At 67.5% G+C, this 18,663-nt stretch carries 13 protein-coding genes; 4 read left to right on the forward strand and 9 right to left on the reverse strand.

From position 1 onward, the window contains the following. The first annotated feature begins 161 nt into the window (after window positions 1-161). The 4 genes from GY40_RS19565 (at window position 162) to GY40_RS19580 (ending at window position 4,937) form a co-directional block, all read left to right on the forward strand. Window positions 162-1,373: an ABC transporter substrate-binding protein gene (locus GY40_RS19565; protein ID WP_197062786.1), complete on the forward strand. Its 1,212-nt coding sequence runs from the start codon at window positions 162-164 to the stop codon at window positions 1,371-1,373. Between the two features lie 161 nt (window positions 1,374-1,534). Next, on the forward strand, window positions 1,535-3,433 hold the full coding sequence (locus tag GY40_RS19570; RefSeq protein ID WP_051988297.1) for an ABC transporter permease: 1,899 nt from the start codon (window positions 1,535-1,537) through the stop codon (window positions 3,431-3,433). After that, window positions 3,430-4,227 (forward strand): ABC transporter ATP-binding protein, encoded by a 798-nt coding sequence (locus GY40_RS19575; protein WP_038365691.1) that lies wholly within the window; start codon window positions 3,430-3,432, stop codon window positions 4,225-4,227. The genes GY40_RS19570 and GY40_RS19575 overlap by 4 nt, the downstream gene beginning before the upstream one ends. Further along, window positions 4,227-4,937, forward strand: coding sequence for an ABC transporter ATP-binding protein (locus GY40_RS19580; protein WP_038365693.1), 711 nt, complete (start codon window positions 4,227-4,229; stop codon window positions 4,935-4,937). Before GY40_RS19575 ends, GY40_RS19580 begins: the two co-directional genes overlap by 1 nt. Before the next feature lie 22 nt (window positions 4,938-4,959). Here GY40_RS19580 and GY40_RS19585 read toward each other — a convergent pair whose 3' ends face one another. The 9 genes from GY40_RS19585 to GY40_RS19625 form a co-directional block, all read right to left on the reverse strand. After that, a complete protein-coding gene (locus GY40_RS19585; protein ID WP_051988298.1) occupies window positions 4,960-5,433 on the reverse strand; it encodes a MarR family winged helix-turn-helix transcriptional regulator in 474 nt (157 codons plus the stop codon). Window positions 5,434-5,661: 228 nt separating this feature from the next. Then, entirely contained in the window at window positions 5,662-6,393 is a 732-nt protein-coding gene (locus tag GY40_RS19590; protein ID WP_038365993.1) for an ABC transporter permease, read from the reverse strand. 5 nt (window positions 6,394-6,398) lie between these two features. Beyond that, entirely contained in the window at window positions 6,399-7,145 is a 747-nt protein-coding gene (locus tag GY40_RS19595) for an ABC transporter permease (RefSeq protein WP_038365695.1), read from the reverse strand. 3 nt (window positions 7,146-7,148) lie between these two features. Continuing rightward, the gene (locus tag GY40_RS19600; RefSeq protein ID WP_038365995.1) at window positions 7,149-7,958 is read right to left on the reverse strand and encodes an ABC transporter ATP-binding protein; all 810 of its coding nucleotides are present in this window, start codon (window positions 7,956-7,958) and stop codon (window positions 7,149-7,151) included. A 32-nt stretch (window positions 7,959-7,990) separates the two neighbouring features. Next, window positions 7,991-8,971, reverse strand: coding sequence for an ABC transporter substrate-binding protein (locus GY40_RS19605; RefSeq protein ID WP_038365701.1), 981 nt, complete (start codon window positions 8,969-8,971; stop codon window positions 7,991-7,993). Window positions 8,972-9,225: 254 nt separating this feature from the next. Further along, window positions 9,226-12,375, reverse strand: coding sequence for an efflux RND transporter permease subunit (locus GY40_RS19610; RefSeq protein WP_051988300.1), 3,150 nt, complete (start codon window positions 12,373-12,375; stop codon window positions 9,226-9,228). Beyond that, window positions 12,372-15,536, reverse strand: a complete 3,165-nt coding sequence (locus GY40_RS19615) for an efflux RND transporter permease subunit (protein WP_038365703.1) — start codon at window positions 15,534-15,536, stop codon at window positions 12,372-12,374. The genes GY40_RS19610 and GY40_RS19615 overlap by 4 nt, the downstream gene beginning before the upstream one ends. A 13-nt stretch (window positions 15,537-15,549) precedes the next feature. Continuing rightward, complete coding sequence (locus GY40_RS19620) at window positions 15,550-17,013, reverse strand: efflux RND transporter periplasmic adaptor subunit (RefSeq protein WP_051988301.1); 1,464 nt, start codon at window positions 17,011-17,013, stop codon at window positions 15,550-15,552. Then, window positions 17,010-18,494: an efflux transporter outer membrane subunit gene (locus GY40_RS19625; RefSeq protein ID WP_051988302.1), complete on the reverse strand. Its 1,485-nt coding sequence runs from the start codon at window positions 18,492-18,494 to the stop codon at window positions 17,010-17,012. The genes GY40_RS19620 and GY40_RS19625 overlap by 4 nt, the downstream gene beginning before the upstream one ends. Window positions 18,495-18,663 lie beyond the last annotated feature (169 nt).

The raw sequence follows: 18,663 nt of genomic DNA on the forward strand, positions 1-18,663 counted from the left end.
TTGACACGCTGCTTCGAACTCATCAACTTCGTAGGTATACAAACATTAAAACCATAAAACTTGGAACGGAACGGCGCAACGGCTAATGACGAACGGCTGACCCTCGGCGACAACGCCGAGTCCCGGCAGCCGGATCGCGAACGGGGGAGATTGGCATGACAATGGATCGCAGGCGTTTTCTGGCAGCCGCTTCCGGAGGGGCTGCCGTGCTCGCCGCTCCGTCGCTGGTCCGGGCGCAAGGCGCCGGCTCGATCAAGATCGGCGAGATCAACAGCTATACCGCCCAGCCCGCCTTCCTGAAGCCCTACCGCCAGGGCTGGGAGCTGGCGCTGGAGCAGGTTAACGCCGGCGGCGGCGTGCTTGGCCGCAAGATCGAGACGATCTTCCGCGACGATGCCGGCAAGCCGGAGGATGCCGTGCGCCACGCCGGCGACCTGATCAACGCCGAGAAGGTCGATCTGCTTTCGGGCGGCTTCCTCTCGAATGTCGGCCTCGCGCTCACCGATTTCGCGCTGCAGAACAAGCGGCTCTACGCGGCTTCCGAGCCGCTGTCGGATGCGCTGGTCTGGGCGAAGGGCAACCGCTACACCTTCCGCTTGCGACCCTCGACCTATATGCAGGCGGCGATGCTGGTCGAGGAAGCGGCCAAGCTCAAGGCGCGGAAATGGGCGCTGGTCGCGCCGAACTACGAATACGGCCAGTCGAGCATCAAGTGGTTCAAGGAACTACTGAAGAAGGCCAGGCCCGATGTCGAGTTCGTGGCCGAGCAATATCCGGCGCTTGGCCGCATCGATGCCGGCGCGACCGTGCAGGCGCTCGAGGCCTCCAAGCCCGAGGCGATCTTCAACGTCACCTTCGCCGTCGACCTGACCAATCTCGTGCGCCAGGGCAATACGCGCGGCCTGTTCGAGGGGCGCGACGTCGTCTCGATGCTGACCGGCGAGCCTGAATATCTCGACCCGCTCGGGGCGGAGACGCCGACGGGCTGGATCGTCACCGGCTATCCCCATGCCGATCTGGCGACGCCGGAGCACGTCAAGTTCCGCGACGCCTACAAGGCCAAGTACAACGACTATCCGCGCCTGGGCTCGGTGGTCGGCTTCGACACGATGAACTCGATCGCGGCGGCCCTGGCCAAGGCCGGCACCACCGACAACGAGAAGCTGATCGACGCGATGGAGGGGCTGAAATTCCCCTCCGCTTTCGGTTCGGCCGAATATCGCGCCATCGACCATCAATCGACGCTCGGCGCCTTCGTCGGCAAGACCGCCCTCAAGGACGGCAAGGGCGTGATGGTCGACTGGCGCTATGCCGACGGTGCCAAGTACCTGCCATCGGACGACGTCGTGAAGACGATGCGGCCGGCAGGCTGAGTTCATCGCGTTTCCGGCACATGAACCTCCGTCATCCCGGACAAGCCGCGAAGCGGCGTCGATCCGGGATCCATCGGAGGGGGCCGTGCTCTACAATGGATCCCGGATCGACCTGCGGTCGTCCGGGATGACGGCAGAGCTTTGACCTGGACATCGGCAGAATGTTCGACCTCATTCTCACGCAGACATTGAACGGGCTGGCTTCGGCCTCCTCACTGTTCCTCGTCGCCTCCGGGCTGTCGATCATCTTCGGCGTCACCCGGATCGTGAATTTCGCCCATGGCTCGCTCTATATGCTGGGCGCCTATATCGGCTGGACGCTGGTCACCTGGCTGGGTCCGACGAGCGGGCTTGGTTTCTGGGGTGGTGTCGGGCTGGCGGCACTGCTCGTCGCCATCATCGGCGTGGTGATCGAGGTCGCGATCCTCAGGCGGATCTATCAGGCGCCGGAGCTGTTCCAGCTTCTCGCCACCTTCGGCGTGGTGCTGATGATCCAGGACATCGCGCTGGCCACCTGGGGCGCAGAAGACAAGCTCGGGCCCCGCGCGCCCGGCTTCAAGAGCTTCGTCATCCTGTTCGACAACCGCTTCCCCACCTATGAACTCCTGCTGATCGCAATCGGCCCGCTGGTGCTCGCGCTGCTGTGGTTCCTGTTCCAGAAGACGCGCTGGGGCACATTGGTGCGAGCGGCGACGCAGGATCGCGAGATGGTCGCGGCGCTCGGCGTCAACCAGCGCCTGCTCTTCACCTCCGTCTTCGCCTTCGGAGCCGGCCTTGCCGGGCTCGGCGGGGCGCTTCAACTGCCGCGCGAGGCCGCGACGCTGCATATGGACCTGTCGATGATCTCGGAGGCCTTCGTGGTCGTGGTCGTCGGCGGGCTCGGCAGCGTGACCGGGGCTTATCTCGCGGCGGTGCTGATCGGCATCCTGCACGCTTTCGGCATCCTGATCTTTCCCAAGATCACGCTCGTGCTCGTCTTCCTGGTCATGGCCGTGGTGCTGGTGGTCAAGCCCTACGGCCTGATGGGCAGGCGCCCCGTCGGCGCCGCGCGCGGGACGGCGACGGCCGAGCCGCTGCTGCGGCCGGCCGACCGAGCGGCCAAGCTCGCCGGCCTCGTCGCGCTCATCCTGCTCGCCGCCGCGCCGCTGGTGACGCCGGACTACCTGCTGCTGACGCTGACGGAGCTCGTGATCTTTGCGCTGTTTGCCGCCTCGCTGCATTTCATGATGGGGCCGGGCGGCATGGCCTCCTTCGGCCATGCCGCCTATTTCGGCCTCGGCGCCTATGGCGCTGCGCTCGCCGTGAAATGGCTGGGCGCGCCGATGGAGCCGGCGCTGATCTTCGCGCCCTTCCTGGCCGGCATCGCGGGCGTGGTGTTCGGCTGGTTCTGTGTCAGGCTGTCGGGCGTCTATCTCGCCATGCTGACGCTCGCCTTTGCGCAGATCGCCTGGGCGACAGCCTTCCAATGGGTCGAGCTCACCGGCGGCGACAACGGCATCCTCGGCGTCTGGCCGTCGCATTGGGCGGTGTCGAAGACGGCGTTCTACTATCTCGCGCTCGCCATCTGCGCCGCCTGCGTGGTCCTGCTCAGGGTCATGGTGTTCTCGCCGCTGGGCTATGCGCTCCGCGCCGCGCGCGACAACCCGCTCAGGACCGAAGCGATCGGCATCGACACCATGCGCGTGCAATGGGTCGCCTTCACCATCGCCGCCTTCGCGGCCGGCATCGCAGGCGCCCTCTTCGCCTTTTTCAAGGGCTCTGTCTTCCCGACCTACATGGCGATCCCGCGTTCGGTCGACGCGCTGCTGATGGTGCTGCTCGGCGGCGTGCAGACCGTGTCGGGTCCGATCGTCGGCGCCTTCGCCTATGCAGGGCTCAGCGAACAGCTGATGAAGATGACGATGTACTGGCGCTTCACGCTGGGGCTTTCGATCGTGCTCCTCGTCGTGCTCTTCCCACGCGGACTCGTCGGCGGCTTCCTCGCACTGCGCGAGCGGCGCGATCGAAGCGACAAGGACGGTGCCGTCGTAACCCGGCTCGCGACGGAGGGCGCGCCATGAGCGCCGTCGTTTCTCCCCGGGCGGCAGTCGCCGACGAGGCCGTGCTGGTCGCGCGCGATCTCGCGAAATCCTTCGGCGGCGTCCATGCGGTGCAAGGCGTCTCCTTCTCGGTCGAGGCTGGCCGCATGGTCGCGCTGATCGGCCCGAACGGCGCCGGCAAGACCACCTGCTTCAACATGCTGGGCGGCCAGCTCAAGCCGGATCGCGGCGAGGTCATCCTCGCCGGGCAGGCGATCACGGGGCTCAAGCCCCGCCGGGTCTGGCGCCTGGGTGTGGGCCGCACCTTCCAGATCACCGCGACCTTCACCTCGATGACCGTGCGCGAGAACGTGCAGATGGCGCTGATCTCGCAGGAGGATGGCGTCTGGAATCCGTTCCGGCCCGCCCGGACGCGCCATGTCGCTGCGGCGGACGCCCTGCTCGCACAGGTCGGCATGCGCGAGCAGGCGGAGCGGGCCTGCGGCGTGCTCGCTTACGGCGACCTGAAGCGCGTCGAGCTTGCCGTCGCGCTCGCCAACCGGCCGAAGCTCCTGCTGATGGACGAGCCGACCGCCGGGATGGCCCCGCGCGAGCGCGTCGAGCTGATGGCGCTGACGGCGCGGATAGCGGCGCAGGAGCAGATCGCCGTGCTGTTCACCGAGCACGACATGGACGTCGTCTTCGCCCATTCCGACCGGGTGATCGTGCTCGATCGCGGCCGGCTGATCGCCGACGGCACCGCCGAGGCGGTGCGCCAGGACCCGCAGGTGCGGGCGGTCTATCTCGGCTCCGGCGCCACCTCGGGAGGCCATTGATGAGCGCCCTTCTCGAAATCTCCGGGCTCGACGCCTATTACGGGCGCGCCCATATCCTGCAGGGCGTTGGCTTCGGCATGGGCCGGGGCGAGGTGCTGGCCCTGATGGGGCGCAACGGCGCCGGCAAGTCGACGACGATGAAGGCGGTGATGGGGCTGGTGCCCCCGGCGCGCGGCGAGATCCGCTTCGACGGCCAGCGCATCGAGGGTCGCGAGCCCTTCGAGATCGCGCGCATCGGCATCGGCTACGTGCCGGAGGAGCGGCGCATCTTCTCCGAGCTTTCGGTGATGGAAAACCTCTCCGTCGGCCAGCGCCCGCCGCGCGAGGGCGTGCCGCACTGGACGCCCGAGCGACTCTTCGCGCTCTTTCCGAATCTCGGGCGGATGCGCGACCGGCCGGGCGGGGCGATGTCGGGCGGCGAGCAGCAGATGCTGACCATCGCCCGCACGCTGATGGGCAATCCGCGGCTCGTGCTGCTGGACGAACCCTCGGAGGGGCTGGCCCCGGTCATCGTCGAGGAGATGGCGAAGACCATCCTGGCGCTGAAGGGGGAGGGGCTGAGCATCCTGCTCTCCGAGCAGAACCTGCATTTCGCCGGCAATGTCGCCGATCGCGCCGCGATCATCGAGAAGGGCATCATCCGTTTCACCGGCACCATGGCCGAGCTCAAGGCGGATGAGGCGATCCGGGCGCAGTACCTGTCGGTCTGAGCGGCCGACCGGATTTACAGCGTCAGCAGAGCTTCGCCAGCAGCAGCGAGAGCTGCTGCGCTTCCTTCTCGGTCAGGGGCTGCAAGGTCGAGGCCGTGATCGCCGCAGCCCGGGCGAAAAGCTCCGGCATGAGCGCGCGTCCCTGGTCGCTCAGCCGGATCAGGACGCGCCGCTGGTCGTTGGGATCGGGCAGGCGCTCGACCAGGCCGCGCTCGGCCAGCCGGGTGATCACACCCTTGATCGTGGCGGGGTCCATCGCGGTCAGGCGACCGAGCTGGTTCTGGGAGATCTCCTTGCTCGCGGCGAGCCTGCTCAAGGCGGCGAACTGGGTCGGGGTCGGGCCTCCGGGCCCGATCGTCTGCTGGAAGATTGCGATATGGCGCTGCTGCGCCTTCCGCATGAGAAAACCGACCTGCTCGTCGAGGACATATTTCGCGTTTTCTTTCGACTGAAGCGACGCGTTTTCCGCCACGGCTGAACGCTTCCGCGTCGACATCGGGGCTGCCTCCCAAAAACTCTTGCGTATCACATTTCCGGCGGTGGCCTCCGCGCCACGACCTCGACCGTGAATCGATAGCCCGATTCCGCCTTGTTGGACATTCGACCTTGGCCTGTCTCGATCCATTGGCGCCGCACGCGGCACCGAGACGGGAGTGTCCGCGGAAGGCGTCCGGTTCCCGGAGCCGGATCCGGTCAGGTTGAACCAGCCTGACCGACACATGCGTTAGCGATAGCCCATTCTCCGGTTGAGCAGGAGGAGCAGGCTGTTGCACGTCACCGCGACGATGGTCAGCAGCAGCGCCACCGCCATGATCGTGTCGATCTGGCCGATGTTGATGGCGCTGATCAACATGAAGCCGAGACCGCGCTGGGAGGCGAACATCTCGCCGATCAGCACGCCCAGCAGCGTGAGCGAGAACCCCAGCCGCACGCCGGAGATCACCTCGGGAAGGATCGCGGGCAGGATGACCGTGAAGGCCGATTGCGCGGAGGTCAGCCGCAGCACCTGCGCGGTGCGCCGATAGACCGGCTTCATCTGCCGGATCGCGTTCATCGAGAACAGGGTGATCGGGATCAGCCCGTGCATCACGCCGAAGGCGATCTTGGCCGAGATGCCGAGGCCGAAGCAGAGCAGCACCAGCGGGTAGAGCACCACCTTGGGGATGGAATAGAGGTTGACGAGGATGGGCTCGGCGACGTTGCCGGCAAGCCGGCGCACCCCGAGCAGGATGCCGAGCGCGATGCCGCCGACCAGCGAGATCAGGAAGGCGGCGGCGAAGGCGCGCATGGTCTCCGCGACGTTCTGCCAGAATTCGGCGGTCGCCAGCAGCGAGCCCAGCTTCACGACGGTCTGGAAAGGAGAGGCCAGCGAGGAGGCGCCGACGAGGAGATGGAGCGTCTGCCAGAGCAGCAGGCAGAAGAGCAGGACGAGGGCGGTACCGGTGATCCTCGGCATGGCGATCACCGCTGCCTGCGCGCCTGAAGGCGCTTGTCGACATGGTTGAGCGCCGTGTTGACGATCGTGACGGTCACGAGGATCAGCAGCATCAGCGCGTACATGTGCCGGTTCTCGAAGTTGTTGTAGGCATAGGCGATCGCATAGCCGAGCCCCGAGCCCGACAGGATGAATTCCGAGGCGATCACGCCGATGAAGGCATAGGCGACCGACAGCTTGACGCCGGTGAAGAGGTAAGGGGCCGCGGCCGGCAATTCGATGAGCAGCGCCGTCTTCCAGCGCGGCATGCGATAGATCCGGGCGGTCTTGCGCAGGACACGCGGGATCCTGTCGATGCCGTTCAAGGTGGCCGTGATCATTGAAACGATCGCCAGCAGCACGGCGATGGCGATGATGGAGGCCGAGCCGACGCCGAAAAGGGTGATGAACACCGGATAGAACACGAAGGTCGGGATGGCGTAGTAACTCGCCAGCAACGGTTCGAGCGCGTCGCGCAGGCCAGGCCAGGCGTGGATCGCCAGTCCCGCCACGAAGCCGAGGATCACCGAGAGCACCGCCGCGACGACGACATTCGTCAGGCTCACCGCAATGTCGGAGGCGTATTCGCCCGAGGCGAGAATCCGGCCGAGCTCCACCACCATCTGCGACGGCGGGATCATGACCGCGAGCGGAATGACACCCAGCCGGCACATCAGCTCGACGGCGCCGATCAGCAGAGCGACAACCAGGACCCGCAGGCGCTTCTCCGACATGGCTCAGGCCTGTCCCGACGACATGATCTTCAGCGCCTCGACCCGCAGCTTGTCCCAGAGGCGGGCGGTGATGTCGCCGAAATGCGGGGTCAAGACGACGCGGCTGTCGCGGTCCCGCTCCCAGCCGGTCTCGACGAAATCGATGAAGGTTCCCGGCCGCGTCGACATCACGCCGACCCGATCCGACAGCATCGCCGCCTCGTCCAGCGCGTGGGTGATGAGCAGCACCGTCGCGCCGGTCTCGCGCCAGAGCCGCAGCAATTCGTCGCCCATCAGCAGCCGCGTCTGCTGGTCGAGGGCGCCGAAGGGCTCGTCGAGCAGGATCAGCCGGGGCTGCATCACGAGTGTCCGTGCGATGCAGACGCGCTGGCGCATGCCGCCGGACAGCTGTGCCGGATATGAGGCGGCGAAGTCGCGCAACCCCATGAAGCCGACGGCGTAATCGACGCGCCGGGCGATTTCCGCCGGGTCGATGCCGGCACGACGCAGGCCGAAGGCGACGTTGTCGCGAACGCTGAGCCAGGGGAAGGAGGCATCTTCCTGGAAGACCACGCCGACGCCGTCCGGCACGTCCCGGATGGGCGCGCCCTCGAATTCGGCGACGCCCGCCTGCGGCCGGCTCAACCCCGCGAGAATGTCGAGCAAGGTGGATTTGCCGCAGCCGGAAGGACCGACGACGGAGAAGAACTCGCCCCTGCCCAGGTCGAGGTCCACGGGGCCGAGCGCATGCAGCTTGCCCTTGGGAAGGTCGAAGACCCGGGTGACGCCGCGGAGCCGGACGTGAACGGCGGCGGGAACCTCGGATATCGCCAAAGAGTCGCTCCGTGCCTTCACCGCCGCGCCGATCATGACTTCGCCTGCAGATCGGGCGGCAGGTAGGATTTGTCCAGGATCGTGGACCAGTCGATGTCGCTCTTGACCTCGCCGATCAGCTTCAAGCCCTCGACCATGCGGTTGAGCTCCTCGACACTGAACTCGCCCTCGCTCCACATATGCGGGCCGATCATGTTGTCGACGGCCTCCCTGGCGATCGGCGGGTCGAGCTTGTAGATCTTTTCGATGATCTTCGCAGTGCCCGCAGGGTCCTGGTAGACGGCCTGCACGCCAGCCCTGCGGCCCGCGATGATGGCCCTCAGCTTCGCCGGCTGCTCCTGCGCGAATTTGCGTGTGGTGATCCCCACCGACGTCGTCATCGGCTTGAGGACCTCGCCGGCCTTGTAGACCGTGCGATACTTGTCCTTGCGGATGATCGACAGCGGCTCGATGAGCACGGAAGCGGCAACGCCGCCCTGTTCCATCATCGTCAGGGCCGGGACATAGCCGCCGGCGGCGACCCGCTGAACCTTGCCCGGATCGATGCCCTTCTCGCGAAGGACCATCAGGAAGAGCATTTCCGAAACGGATTTCGGCGAAGTGATCGCGACCTTCTTGCCGATCAGATCCTCGAGGCTCTTGATGCCGGAATCGGGCATCGTCACCATCGAGGCCTCGGCCACGCTGCGCGTGCCCGTGTTGACGATGACGACGTCGAGGCCTTGTGCCTTGGCGGCGAGCGCCGCTGAGACCGCGACTTCGCCATAGGGCGTGTCGCTGGCGAGGATGTTGCGGACCGTGGTGCCGCCCCCGCCGGAGCCGAGAATGCCGGTGATGTCGATGCCGGCCTGCTTGAACAGACCCTTCTCCATGGAGACCGCATAGGGGGCGCCGTAGAGGCTCGCGCCCCATTGCGTCACCGAGATCTCTTCTGAATTCGCACTGGACTGAATAAAGAGTGTCGCCAGGGCGACCAGGGCACTCCGCACCTTCCGGTCGGATACGAATTTCATGGCTCTCTCCCGGCTCATCCGCGGCCGCCTTTTGACGTTTCCGCGGGTCTGAAATTCATTTGTATGCCAATAAAAACGCCGATCGGGCGCCTTGTCAATCGAAGGATTCGAGGCCGACTTGGGCCCAGCTTGGGCTCACCTTGCCGGGCCACCTTGGGCGGCCGCGCTGGCGAGGAAAAAATCGACATGAGACGGAAAGCCTTCCGGTTTCGGCGGCCGGCTCGACATGGCGGGCCCGGGCGATGGATGGTCGATCAGGTCGCCTCGACCTGGTCGGTGCGGCTTCCCGGCGATCCCTGCTCCGACGGACGCCGGCGGGCACTCAGCTTGCTCATCCAAAGATAGATGATCGGGGTCGTGTAGAGCGTCAGGATCTGGCTGAGGATCAGGCCGCCGACGATGGTGATGCCGAGCGGGCGGCGCAGCTCCGCGCCGGGGCCTGTCGCGATCATCAGCGGGACAGCGCCGAGCATGGCCGAGAGCGTCGTCATCAGGATCGGCCGGAAGCGTTCCAGGCAGGCGTCGAAGATCGCCTCGCGCGGGGTCTCGCCGCGCTGCCGCTCGGCGCTGATCGCGAAATCGACCAGCATGATGCCGTTCTTCTTGACGATGCCGATCAGCAGGATGATGCCGATGAAGGCGATGATGGTGAGATCGGCGCCGGCGATCCGCAGCGCGATCAGCGCGCCCAGGCCCGCGGAGGGCAGGGTGGAGAGGATCGTCACCGGGTGGATCAGGCTCTCATAGAGCACGCCGAGGATGATGTAGACGGCGAGGATCGCGACCAGGATCATCATGCCCTGGCTGCCGGCTCCTTGCGTGAAAGCCTTGGCGTCGCCGGCGAATTCGGCGCGCAGCGAAGCCGGCATATGCAGCGCCTCGACCGCGGCGACCACGGCGTCGCTCGCCTCCTGCAAACCGACGCCGGGGGCGAGATCATAGGTGATCGTCACCGCCGGGAACTGGCCCTGATGGTTGATGACCAGCGGCGCCGTGCCGCGCTCGACCTTGACGAGGCTGCGCAGCGGCACCTGCGCGCCGTTGCGGCCGGGCACGTAGAGATCGAGGATGTCGCCCGGATCGCGGCTGCGTGAGGGCGCGACCTCGAGGACGACCCGGTACTGGTTGCGCGCGCCGTAGATCGTCGAGATCTGGCGCTGGCTGAAGGCGTCGGACAGGACGTTGTCGATGTCCTGGATCGCGACGCCGAGCTGCGACGCCTTGTTGCGGTCGATCACGACATTGGCCTGCAGACCGCCCTGTTCGCGATCGGTCGCGACGTCGACGATCTCCGGCAGCGTGCGCAGGCGCTCCAGCACCTTGGGCACCCATTCTTCCAGCTCGGGCAGGTTCGGGTCCCAGAGCGTGAACTGGTATTGCGAGCGGCCCTGCCGCCCGCCGGCGCGGACGTCCTGGATCGGCGTCAGGAAGATGCGCAGGCCCGGAATGGAGCCCAGGCGCCCGCGTAGGCGGTTGACCACCTGCGCCGAGCTCAGGCCGCGCTCCTCCAGCGGCTTCAGGCTGACGAAGAAGCGCCCGGTATTGACCGAGCCACTGCCGCCGCCGATGAAGGAGGCGACGCCGAGCACGGCGGGATCCGACGCGACGACGGCCGCGCCCCGCTGCTGGAGCTGCGCCATCGCCGGGAAGGAGATGTCGGTCGAGGCCTGGGTGAAGCCGATGATCAGGCCGGTGTCGTCCTGTGGGAAATAGCCCTTCGGCGCGCTGCGGAACATCTGCACGGTCAGCGCGACCGTCGCGATCATCACGATCAGCATGAACCAGCTATGCTGCAGCACGACCCTGAGCGTGCTGGCATAGAAGCGCGTCATCGCCGAGAGCACGCTCTCCACCGCCCGGTCGAAGCGGCTCGGCACATGCGGCCCGGTCTTGAGGAAATGCGCGCAGATCATCGGCGTGACGCTGAGCGAGACCGCCGTCGAGACCAGGATGGCGAAGGTCAGCGTCAGGGTGAACTCGCGGAAGAAGCGGCCGGCCACTCCGTCCATGAAGAAGAGCGGAATGAAGGCCGCGATCAGCGACAGGCTGATCGAGACGACGGTGAAGCCGATCTGGCCGGCGCCAAGCAGGGCGGCGCGCAGGGGCGACAGGCCGCGGGCGACGTTGCGCTCGATGTTCTCGATCATGACGATGGCGTCGTCCACGACGAAGCCGACCGAGATCGTCACCGCCATCAGCGAGAGATTGTCGAGCGTGAAGCCGGCGAGCCACATCGCCGCGAAGGTGCCGGCGATCGAGAGCGGCACGGTGACGCCGGCAGCGACGGTCAGCGTCGTGCGCCGCAGGAACACGAAGACGACCAGCATCACCAGGGCAATGGAGATCAGCAGCGTGTGCTGGATATCCGCGATCGAGGCGCGGATCGTCACCGTGCGGTCCGACATGATCGAGAACTGGATGCCGGCGGGCACCCATTTCTGGATCTCGGGCAGCAGCGCCTTCACCCGGTCGACCGTGTCGATGACGTTGGCATCGGCCTGCTTGGTCATGGTGATGAGGATGGCCGGCTTGCCGTTGTACCAGCCGGCGGCGCGGCTGTTGCGCACGCCGCGCTCCACCGTCGCGACATCGGCGAGCCGGACCACGGTGCCCTTGGCCGAGCGCACGACGATGTCGCCGTAATCCTCCGGCTGCCGGATCTGGTTGTTGGCGGAGAGCGTCTCGCTCTGGTGCGTCCCGTCGAAGGAGCCTACCGCGGACACCGTATTGGCGTTGACGATGGCGGTGCGGATCGTGTCGAGGCTCAGGCCCATGGCGGCAAGCTGGGCCGGGTCGAGGCGCACGCGGATCGCCGGCTGCTCGGCACCGGCGACCGTGACCTCGCCGACGCCTTCGACCTGGGAAATGCGCTGGGCGATGACGGTGTCGGCCGCGTCGTACATCGCGCTCGGCGTCATCGTGTCCGAGGTCAGCGCCAGGATCAGGATCGGGGCGGCGTTGGGATTGGCCTTGCGGAATTGCGGCAGTGTCGGCAGGTCGCCCGGCAGGTCGGTCGCGGCGGCGTTGAGCGCCGCCTGCACGTCGCGGGCGGCGCTGTCGGTGTTTCGCGTCAGGTCGAATTGCAGCACGATCTGGGTCGAGCCGAGCGAACTCGTCGAGGTGATCTCGGTGACGCCGGGGATCGAGCCGAGCCGCCGCTCCAGCGGCGCGGCGACGCTGCCGGCCATGGTCGCGGGGTCGGCGCCGGGGCGGCCGGCGAAGACGCGGATCGTCGGGAAGTCGACGCTCGGCAGGCTCGCCACCGGCAGGAACATGTAGGCGACCATGCCGACGAGGAAGAGGCCGATCGCCATCAGCGCGGTGCCGACCGGGCGCAGGATGAAGGCGTCGGAGAGACCCCGCACCGTCTTCCAGCCCTTGTCCTCCTCGGGCGCCGCGCTCATTCGGCCGCCTCCGGCCCCGGATATGGCACGACGCCGTCACGGCCGCCGCCGAGGCGCCGGCGCAGCCGTTCCAATGCCAGGTAGATCACGGGCGTCGTGTAGAGCGTCAGCAACTGGCTGAGCAGCAGGCCGCCGATGATGGTGATGCCGAGCGGCTGGCGCAATTCGCTGCCGGTTCCGGTCGCCAGTGCCAGGGGGAGGGCGCCGAAAAGAGCCGCGAGCGTCGTCATCATGATCGGGCGGAAGCGCAGCCGGCAGGCCTTGACGATGGCGTCCTCCGGCGAAAGGCCCTCGTTTCGCTCGGCATCGAGCGCGAAGTCGATCATCATGATCGCGTTCTTCTTGACGATGCCCATCAGCAGGATGATGCCGATCAGCGCCACGATCGAGAGCTCGCGGCCGGTCACGATGAGCGCGAGCAGGGCGCCGACGCCCGCCGAGGGCAGGGTCGTCAGGATCGTGAAGGGGTGGACATAGCTCTCGTAGAGCACGCCGAGCACCAAATAGATCGTCACGATGGCGGCCAGGATCAGCCAGGGCTGGTTGGCGAGCGAGCGGTTGAACTCGGCCGCGTCGGCGCTGAAGCTGCCCGAGATCGAGGTCGGCATGCCGATTTCCCGCTCGACGGCGGCGATCATCGTCACTGCATCACCCAGAGCGGCGCCCGCCGCGAGGTCGAAGCTGACGGTCGCGGCCGGAAACTGCTCCTGATGGGCGATTGAGAGCGGCGCCGTCTCGCGGATCAGGCGCGTGAACGATGAAAGCGGCACCTGCACGCTGTTTTGCGTCACGGTGGTGTTGCCAGCGCTGTTGGTCTGCCCTTGCGTGTTGGTGTTGCCGGTGACGTAGAGCTTCGTCAGCGAGGAGGGATCGCGCAGATATTGCGGCGCGGCCTCCAGGATCACGCGGTACTGGTTCGACTGCTCGTAGATCGTCGCGATCTGGCGCTGGCCGAAGGCGTCGTAGAGCGTGTCGTTCACCGCTTGGATCGAGATGCCGAGCCGCCCCGCCTTGGCCCGGTCGATCTCGACATGGGCGCGCAAGCCCCCGTCCTGCGTCTCGTTGGCGACGTTGCGCACCAGCGGCTCGCGGCGCAGCGCTTCCGAGAGCTTGCGTGCCCATTCCATCACCTGCGCTTGGTCGGCGCCGGTCAGGGTGTACTGATATTGCGAGCGGCTGGCGCGCGTCGTGATCTGGATGTCCTGGACCGGCTGGACATAGGTCACGGCGCCGGGGATCGCGGCTGCCGCGGCCCGGAGTCGTTCGGCGATCGTCACGGCGTCGTCGCGGCGCTCGTCCTTGGGGCGCAGCGTCACGGTCAGGCGGGCGGTGTTCAGCGTTGCGTTGGCCTGGCCGATGCCGAGCACGGAGACGATGCCGGTGACGTCGGGGTCCCGCTCGAAGGTCTGCGTCACCTGCTCCTGCAGCCGCTTCATCTCGTTGAAGGAGACGTCGGGCGAGGCTTCGAGGACGACGCTGAGCTGGCCGGTATCCTGGCTCGGCAGGAAGCCCTTGGGAATGACGATGTACATCCACACCGTCAGGGCCAGCGTCGCGACGGTCGCCAGCAGCACGAGGCCGCGTGCCTTCAGCGCCCAGCCGAGCGTCACGTCGTAGAGCCGGGCCATGGCCGAGACCGGCCATTCGGCCGCGCGCATGAGCCAGTTCTCGCGCTCATGCCCGGTATGGCGCAGCAGGCGGGCGCACATCATCGGCGTCAGCGTCAGCGAGACCACTGCCGAGACCACCACCGCGATGGTCAGCGTCAGGGCGAATTCGCGGAACATCCGGCCGACGAGACCGGTCATGAACAGCAGTGGGATGAAGACCGCGACGAGCGAGACGGTGAGCGAGATGACGGTGAAGCCGATCTCTCGCGCGCCGTCATAGGCGGCCTGCAGCGGCTTCTTGCCCTGCTCCATATTGCGCACGATGTTCTCGATCATCACGATCGCATCGTCGACCACGAAGCCGGTGCCGATGGTCAGCGCCATCAGCGAGAGGTTGTCGAGACTGAAGCCGGCAAGCCACATCACCGCGAAGGTCGCGATCAGCGACAGCGGCAGGGCGACGCCCGCGATGATCGTCCCGCGGACCGTCCGCAGGAACAGCAGCACGACCAGCACCACCAGCGCGCAGGCGAGCACCAGCGTGAACTGCACGTCGGCGATCGAGGCGCGGATCGTCTCGGTGCGGTCGCTGACCACCTGCAGATCGACGCCGGCCGGCATGCCGTTCTTCAGGCGCGGAATTTCCTGCTTCACCTGCGCGACCGTGGCGACGATGTTGGCGCCGGGCTGGCGCATGACGTCGATCACCACCGCCGTCTTGCCGCGGAACCAGGCGCCGATGCGGCTGTTCTCGAGGTCCTCCAGCACCACCGCCACATCGCGCAGGAAGACCGGGGCGCCGCTGCGATAGGCGACGACGATGTCGCGATAGGCCGCGGCGCTGCCGATCTGGTCGTTGGCGCTGATCGTGTAGGCCTGATGGTTGCCGTCGAGCGCGCCCTTGGCGCCGGCGACATTGGCGTTGACGATGGCGGTGCGCAGATCCTCCATGCCGAGCCCGTAGGAGGCGAGCCTGGCAAGGTCGGCCTGGATGCGGATGGCGGGACGCACGCCGCCCTCGATCGAGACATGGCCGACGCCGGAAACCTCGGAGAGCCGCGGCGACAGCAGCGTGTCGGCGAGGTCGCTGAGCTGGCGCAGCGAGACGGTGTCCGAAGTCAGCGCCAGCACCATGATTGGCGCGTCGGCCGGATTGATCTTCGCGTAGGTCGGCGGGTAGGGCAGGGTACGCGGCAAGGTGGAGCCGGCCGCGTTGATCGCCGATTGCACGTCCTGCGCGGCGGCGTCGATGTCGCGGTCGAGGTCGAATTGCAGCGTGATCTGGCTGAGGCCGAAGGAGCTCTGCGAATACATCGTCGAGAGCGAGGGGATCTGCCCGAACTGGCGCTCCAGCGGGGCGGTGACCAGCGAGGCGATGGTCTCAGGATTCGCGCCCGGCAATTGCGTGGTGATCTGGATCGTCGGGAAATCGACCTGCGGCAGGGCCGAGACCGGCAGGCGCAGATAGCCCAGGATGCCGCACAGCAGCACGGCGACGCCGAGCAGGGAGGTCGCGATGGGCCGGCTGATGAAAGGCGCGGACACGCTCATCGCGGCTGCCCCGTCATGGCTGCGCTTGCGGTCTTTGTGCCCCGGATCCGCTGCCGGGGGAAGCCTCGCCGTTCGGCCGGCCACCCTCGCGGCGCGTGCTGCCGGGCGCTGCTCCGTCCCGCCGCGGCCGCGCCTGCCCGTCGGCCGGGGGCGCTGCGGCCGGTCCGGACGGCGCCTCCGGCGCCGGAGCCGCGGAACCCGCTCCCGCGCCCGCCGCATTGCCGCCGGCCTGATCGCCTTGCCGGCGCTGCCCCTGTCCTTGCCCGGGCTCGCGCACGCCGCGCCGGCCGGGCGCGGTAGCCAGCGGCTGGGCAGCGTCCTCGGGGGTGGTGACGCGGACCTTGGCCTTGTCGGTCAGGCGTGCGAAGCCGGTGGTGACGAGCTTCGCCGGTGGCTCGACGCCCGAGGCGATCACGGCCGTCGTCTCATTCTGCTGGCCGACCGTGACATTGACGAGGCGGACCGTCTCGTCGTCGTTGACCACGAAGACGTAAGCTCCGTTCGGCCCGCGCTGGACTGCGGCGGTCGGCGCGACGACGACGTTCTTCAGCATGTCGACGAAGACCCGCACATTGACGAACTGGCCGGGCCAGAGCTGGAGCCGGTCGTTCGGGAAGCGCGCCTTGACCTTGATGGTGCCGGTGGTCTGATCGACGACGTTGTCGATGACCTCGACGACGCCCCTGTCGATGATCGTCGTGCCGTCGGAGTCGAGCGCATCGACCTCGACCGGCCCGCGCGCGACGGCCGCGCTGACGGCGCGAAGCTGCTGCTGCGGTAGGTTGAAGATCATGGCGATCGGCTTGAGCTGGGTGATGACGACGAGGCCGTTCGTGTCCGAAGCGCGCACGATATTGCCCTGGTCGACCTGCCGGATACCGAGGCGGCCGTCGATCGGCGCGCGGATCGTGGTGTAGTCGAGAATGGCCTTGGCGTTGTCGATCGCGCCCTGGTCGGAGCGAACCTGCGCCTCGAGCTGCGCCACCGTGGCGCGCTGGGTGTCGGCCTGCTGGCGCGAGCCGTAGTCGGTCTGGGCGAGCTTGGCGTAGCGTTCGAGGTCGGCGCGGGCATTGGCGAGCTGCGCCTCGTCCTGCGCCTTCTTGGCCATGGCCTGGTCGTACTGCGCCTGATAGGTCGCAGGGTCGATCTTCGCCAGCACGTCGCCCTTCTTGACGTCCTGCCCGTCCTTGAAGGCGATTTCGAGCAGCCGGCCGTCGACCTGCGTGCGGGCGGTCACGGTGTTCAGGGCCTGGATCGTGCCGACCGCATCGGCGGTGACCGGAACGTCGTCACGGCGGGCAGGGGTCGCGATGACGGGGATGGCTCCTTCGTTGCCGCCCAGACGAGCGCCACGCCGCCCGCCGCGCTGGCCCTGGGCCGCCTCGCTGTCCCCGCTGGAAGGCAGCCAGCCGCCATTGTAGCTGTGCCACCCCCAGGCGGCCGCGGCGAGCAGCAGGATGAGCAGAAGCCGTTTCATGGCGCGGTCTCGGTGGCGGCGATGGCGGCCTTGCGGTCGGCGTCGGTCCAGCCGCCGCCCAGCGCCTTGAACAGGTCGACATAGGAGATCAGCTTCTGGAGCTTGATCTGCGAGAGCTGGTCCTGCGCCTGGAACAGGGTCTGCTGGGTGTTCAGCAGCGTGACGATGTCGATGGTGCCCTCGCGCAGCCTCTGCTCCGTGATGGTGTAGGCGCGCCGGGCGGAGGCGACCGTGTCCGCCTGCAGGCGTTCGTGGCGGGTGTTCTCCTGGATGGCGATCAGGGCATTTTCGACATCGGCGAAGGCGCTGACGATGGTCTTGCGATAGGTCGCGATCAGCTCGTCGGCCGTGCCCCGCTCCAGTTCCACCCTGGCTTTGAGATTGCCGCCATCGAGAATCGGCTGCACCAGCCCCGCCGCGGCCGAGGCGAAGGCCGCGTCGGGGCGCAGCAGATTCTTCAGCAGCGCGCTTTCGAGGCCGCCCTGTCCGGTCAGGCTGATGCTCGGGAACAGAGCCGCGCGGGCGGCGTGGAGCGTCGCTTCCTGCGAGGTCAGGCGCGCCTCGGCCTCGGCGATGTCCGGCCGGCGCTGCAGCAGCTGCGAGGGCAGGCCGGCGCGCACGGAGGGCACCGCCACCGCGTTCAGGCTGCCGCCCTTGATCGCGACGGCGGCCGGCGTCTCGCCGACCAGCACGGCAAGCGTGACCTTGGCTTGGCGCAGGGAGAGTTCCAGCGGGGGCACCGAGGCCTTCTGCTGCGCGACGACGCTCTCCTGCTGGGCGATGTCGAGCTGGGTGGCGGTGCCCACAGCGAGCCGGGCGCGGATGACGGCGAGCGTCCGCTCAGCGGCCGCGATGTTCTCGCGGGCGATGGTCAGCCGGTCCTGCGCCGCCAGAACCTGGAAATAGGTGCTCGCTACGCTGGCGACGGCGGTGAGCGCCACCACGTCGCGGTCGAAGCGCGTCGCCTCGGCGGCGAAGCGGCCCGCATCGGCGGTCGCGCGGTTCTTGCCCCAGAAGTCGAGTTCATAGCTCGCCGAGAGGCCGAGGCTGAACTGATTGCCGACGCTCTCGCTGAACGGTCCGCGCTTGGAGCTCAGCGTACCCGGCCGCAGGCTGCGCGAGCCGTCGACCGAGCCGCTCAGCGTGGGGTAGAGCGCTGCGGCCGAAATGCGTGACTGCGCATCGGCCTGCCTGATTCGCGTCATGGCGATGGCGATGTCGAAATTCTCCCCGAGCGTTCGATCGACCAGCCTGTTCAGCTCGCTCGACCGGAACAGGCGCGGCCAGTCCGGCGAGACTGCCGGCGCGGCACGGCGCTCTCCCGCGGCGTAACCGGGCGTGACGGCGACGCCCAGTTCCGGGCGCTGATCTGCCGGCAGGCAGGCTCCCAGGCCGATGGCGGCGGCAGCGGCGCAGGCGAGGCGGGAGAGGGAACGTCCGACCGCGTGTCCCGCAAGATCACGCCTGTAGCCCGGCACCATTCCGCTCTTCTCCAGCCTCGATCAAAAAGAACGCGGAACACGACGCAACAGACGCTGCTTCTAGTTTGAACGGCCGACAAGAGAAAGTGAATTTCTCTTCATGTTCGCGCCTGCGACTGCGCGCGGCCGACTAGAGGTGGGGGATTCGACCGGAACAGTGCCCGCGATC

This window comes from Allobosea sp. UNC402CLCol (genome assembly GCF_000745475.1).
GTDB lineage: Bacteria > Pseudomonadota > Alphaproteobacteria > Rhizobiales > Beijerinckiaceae > Allobosea > Allobosea spartocytisi.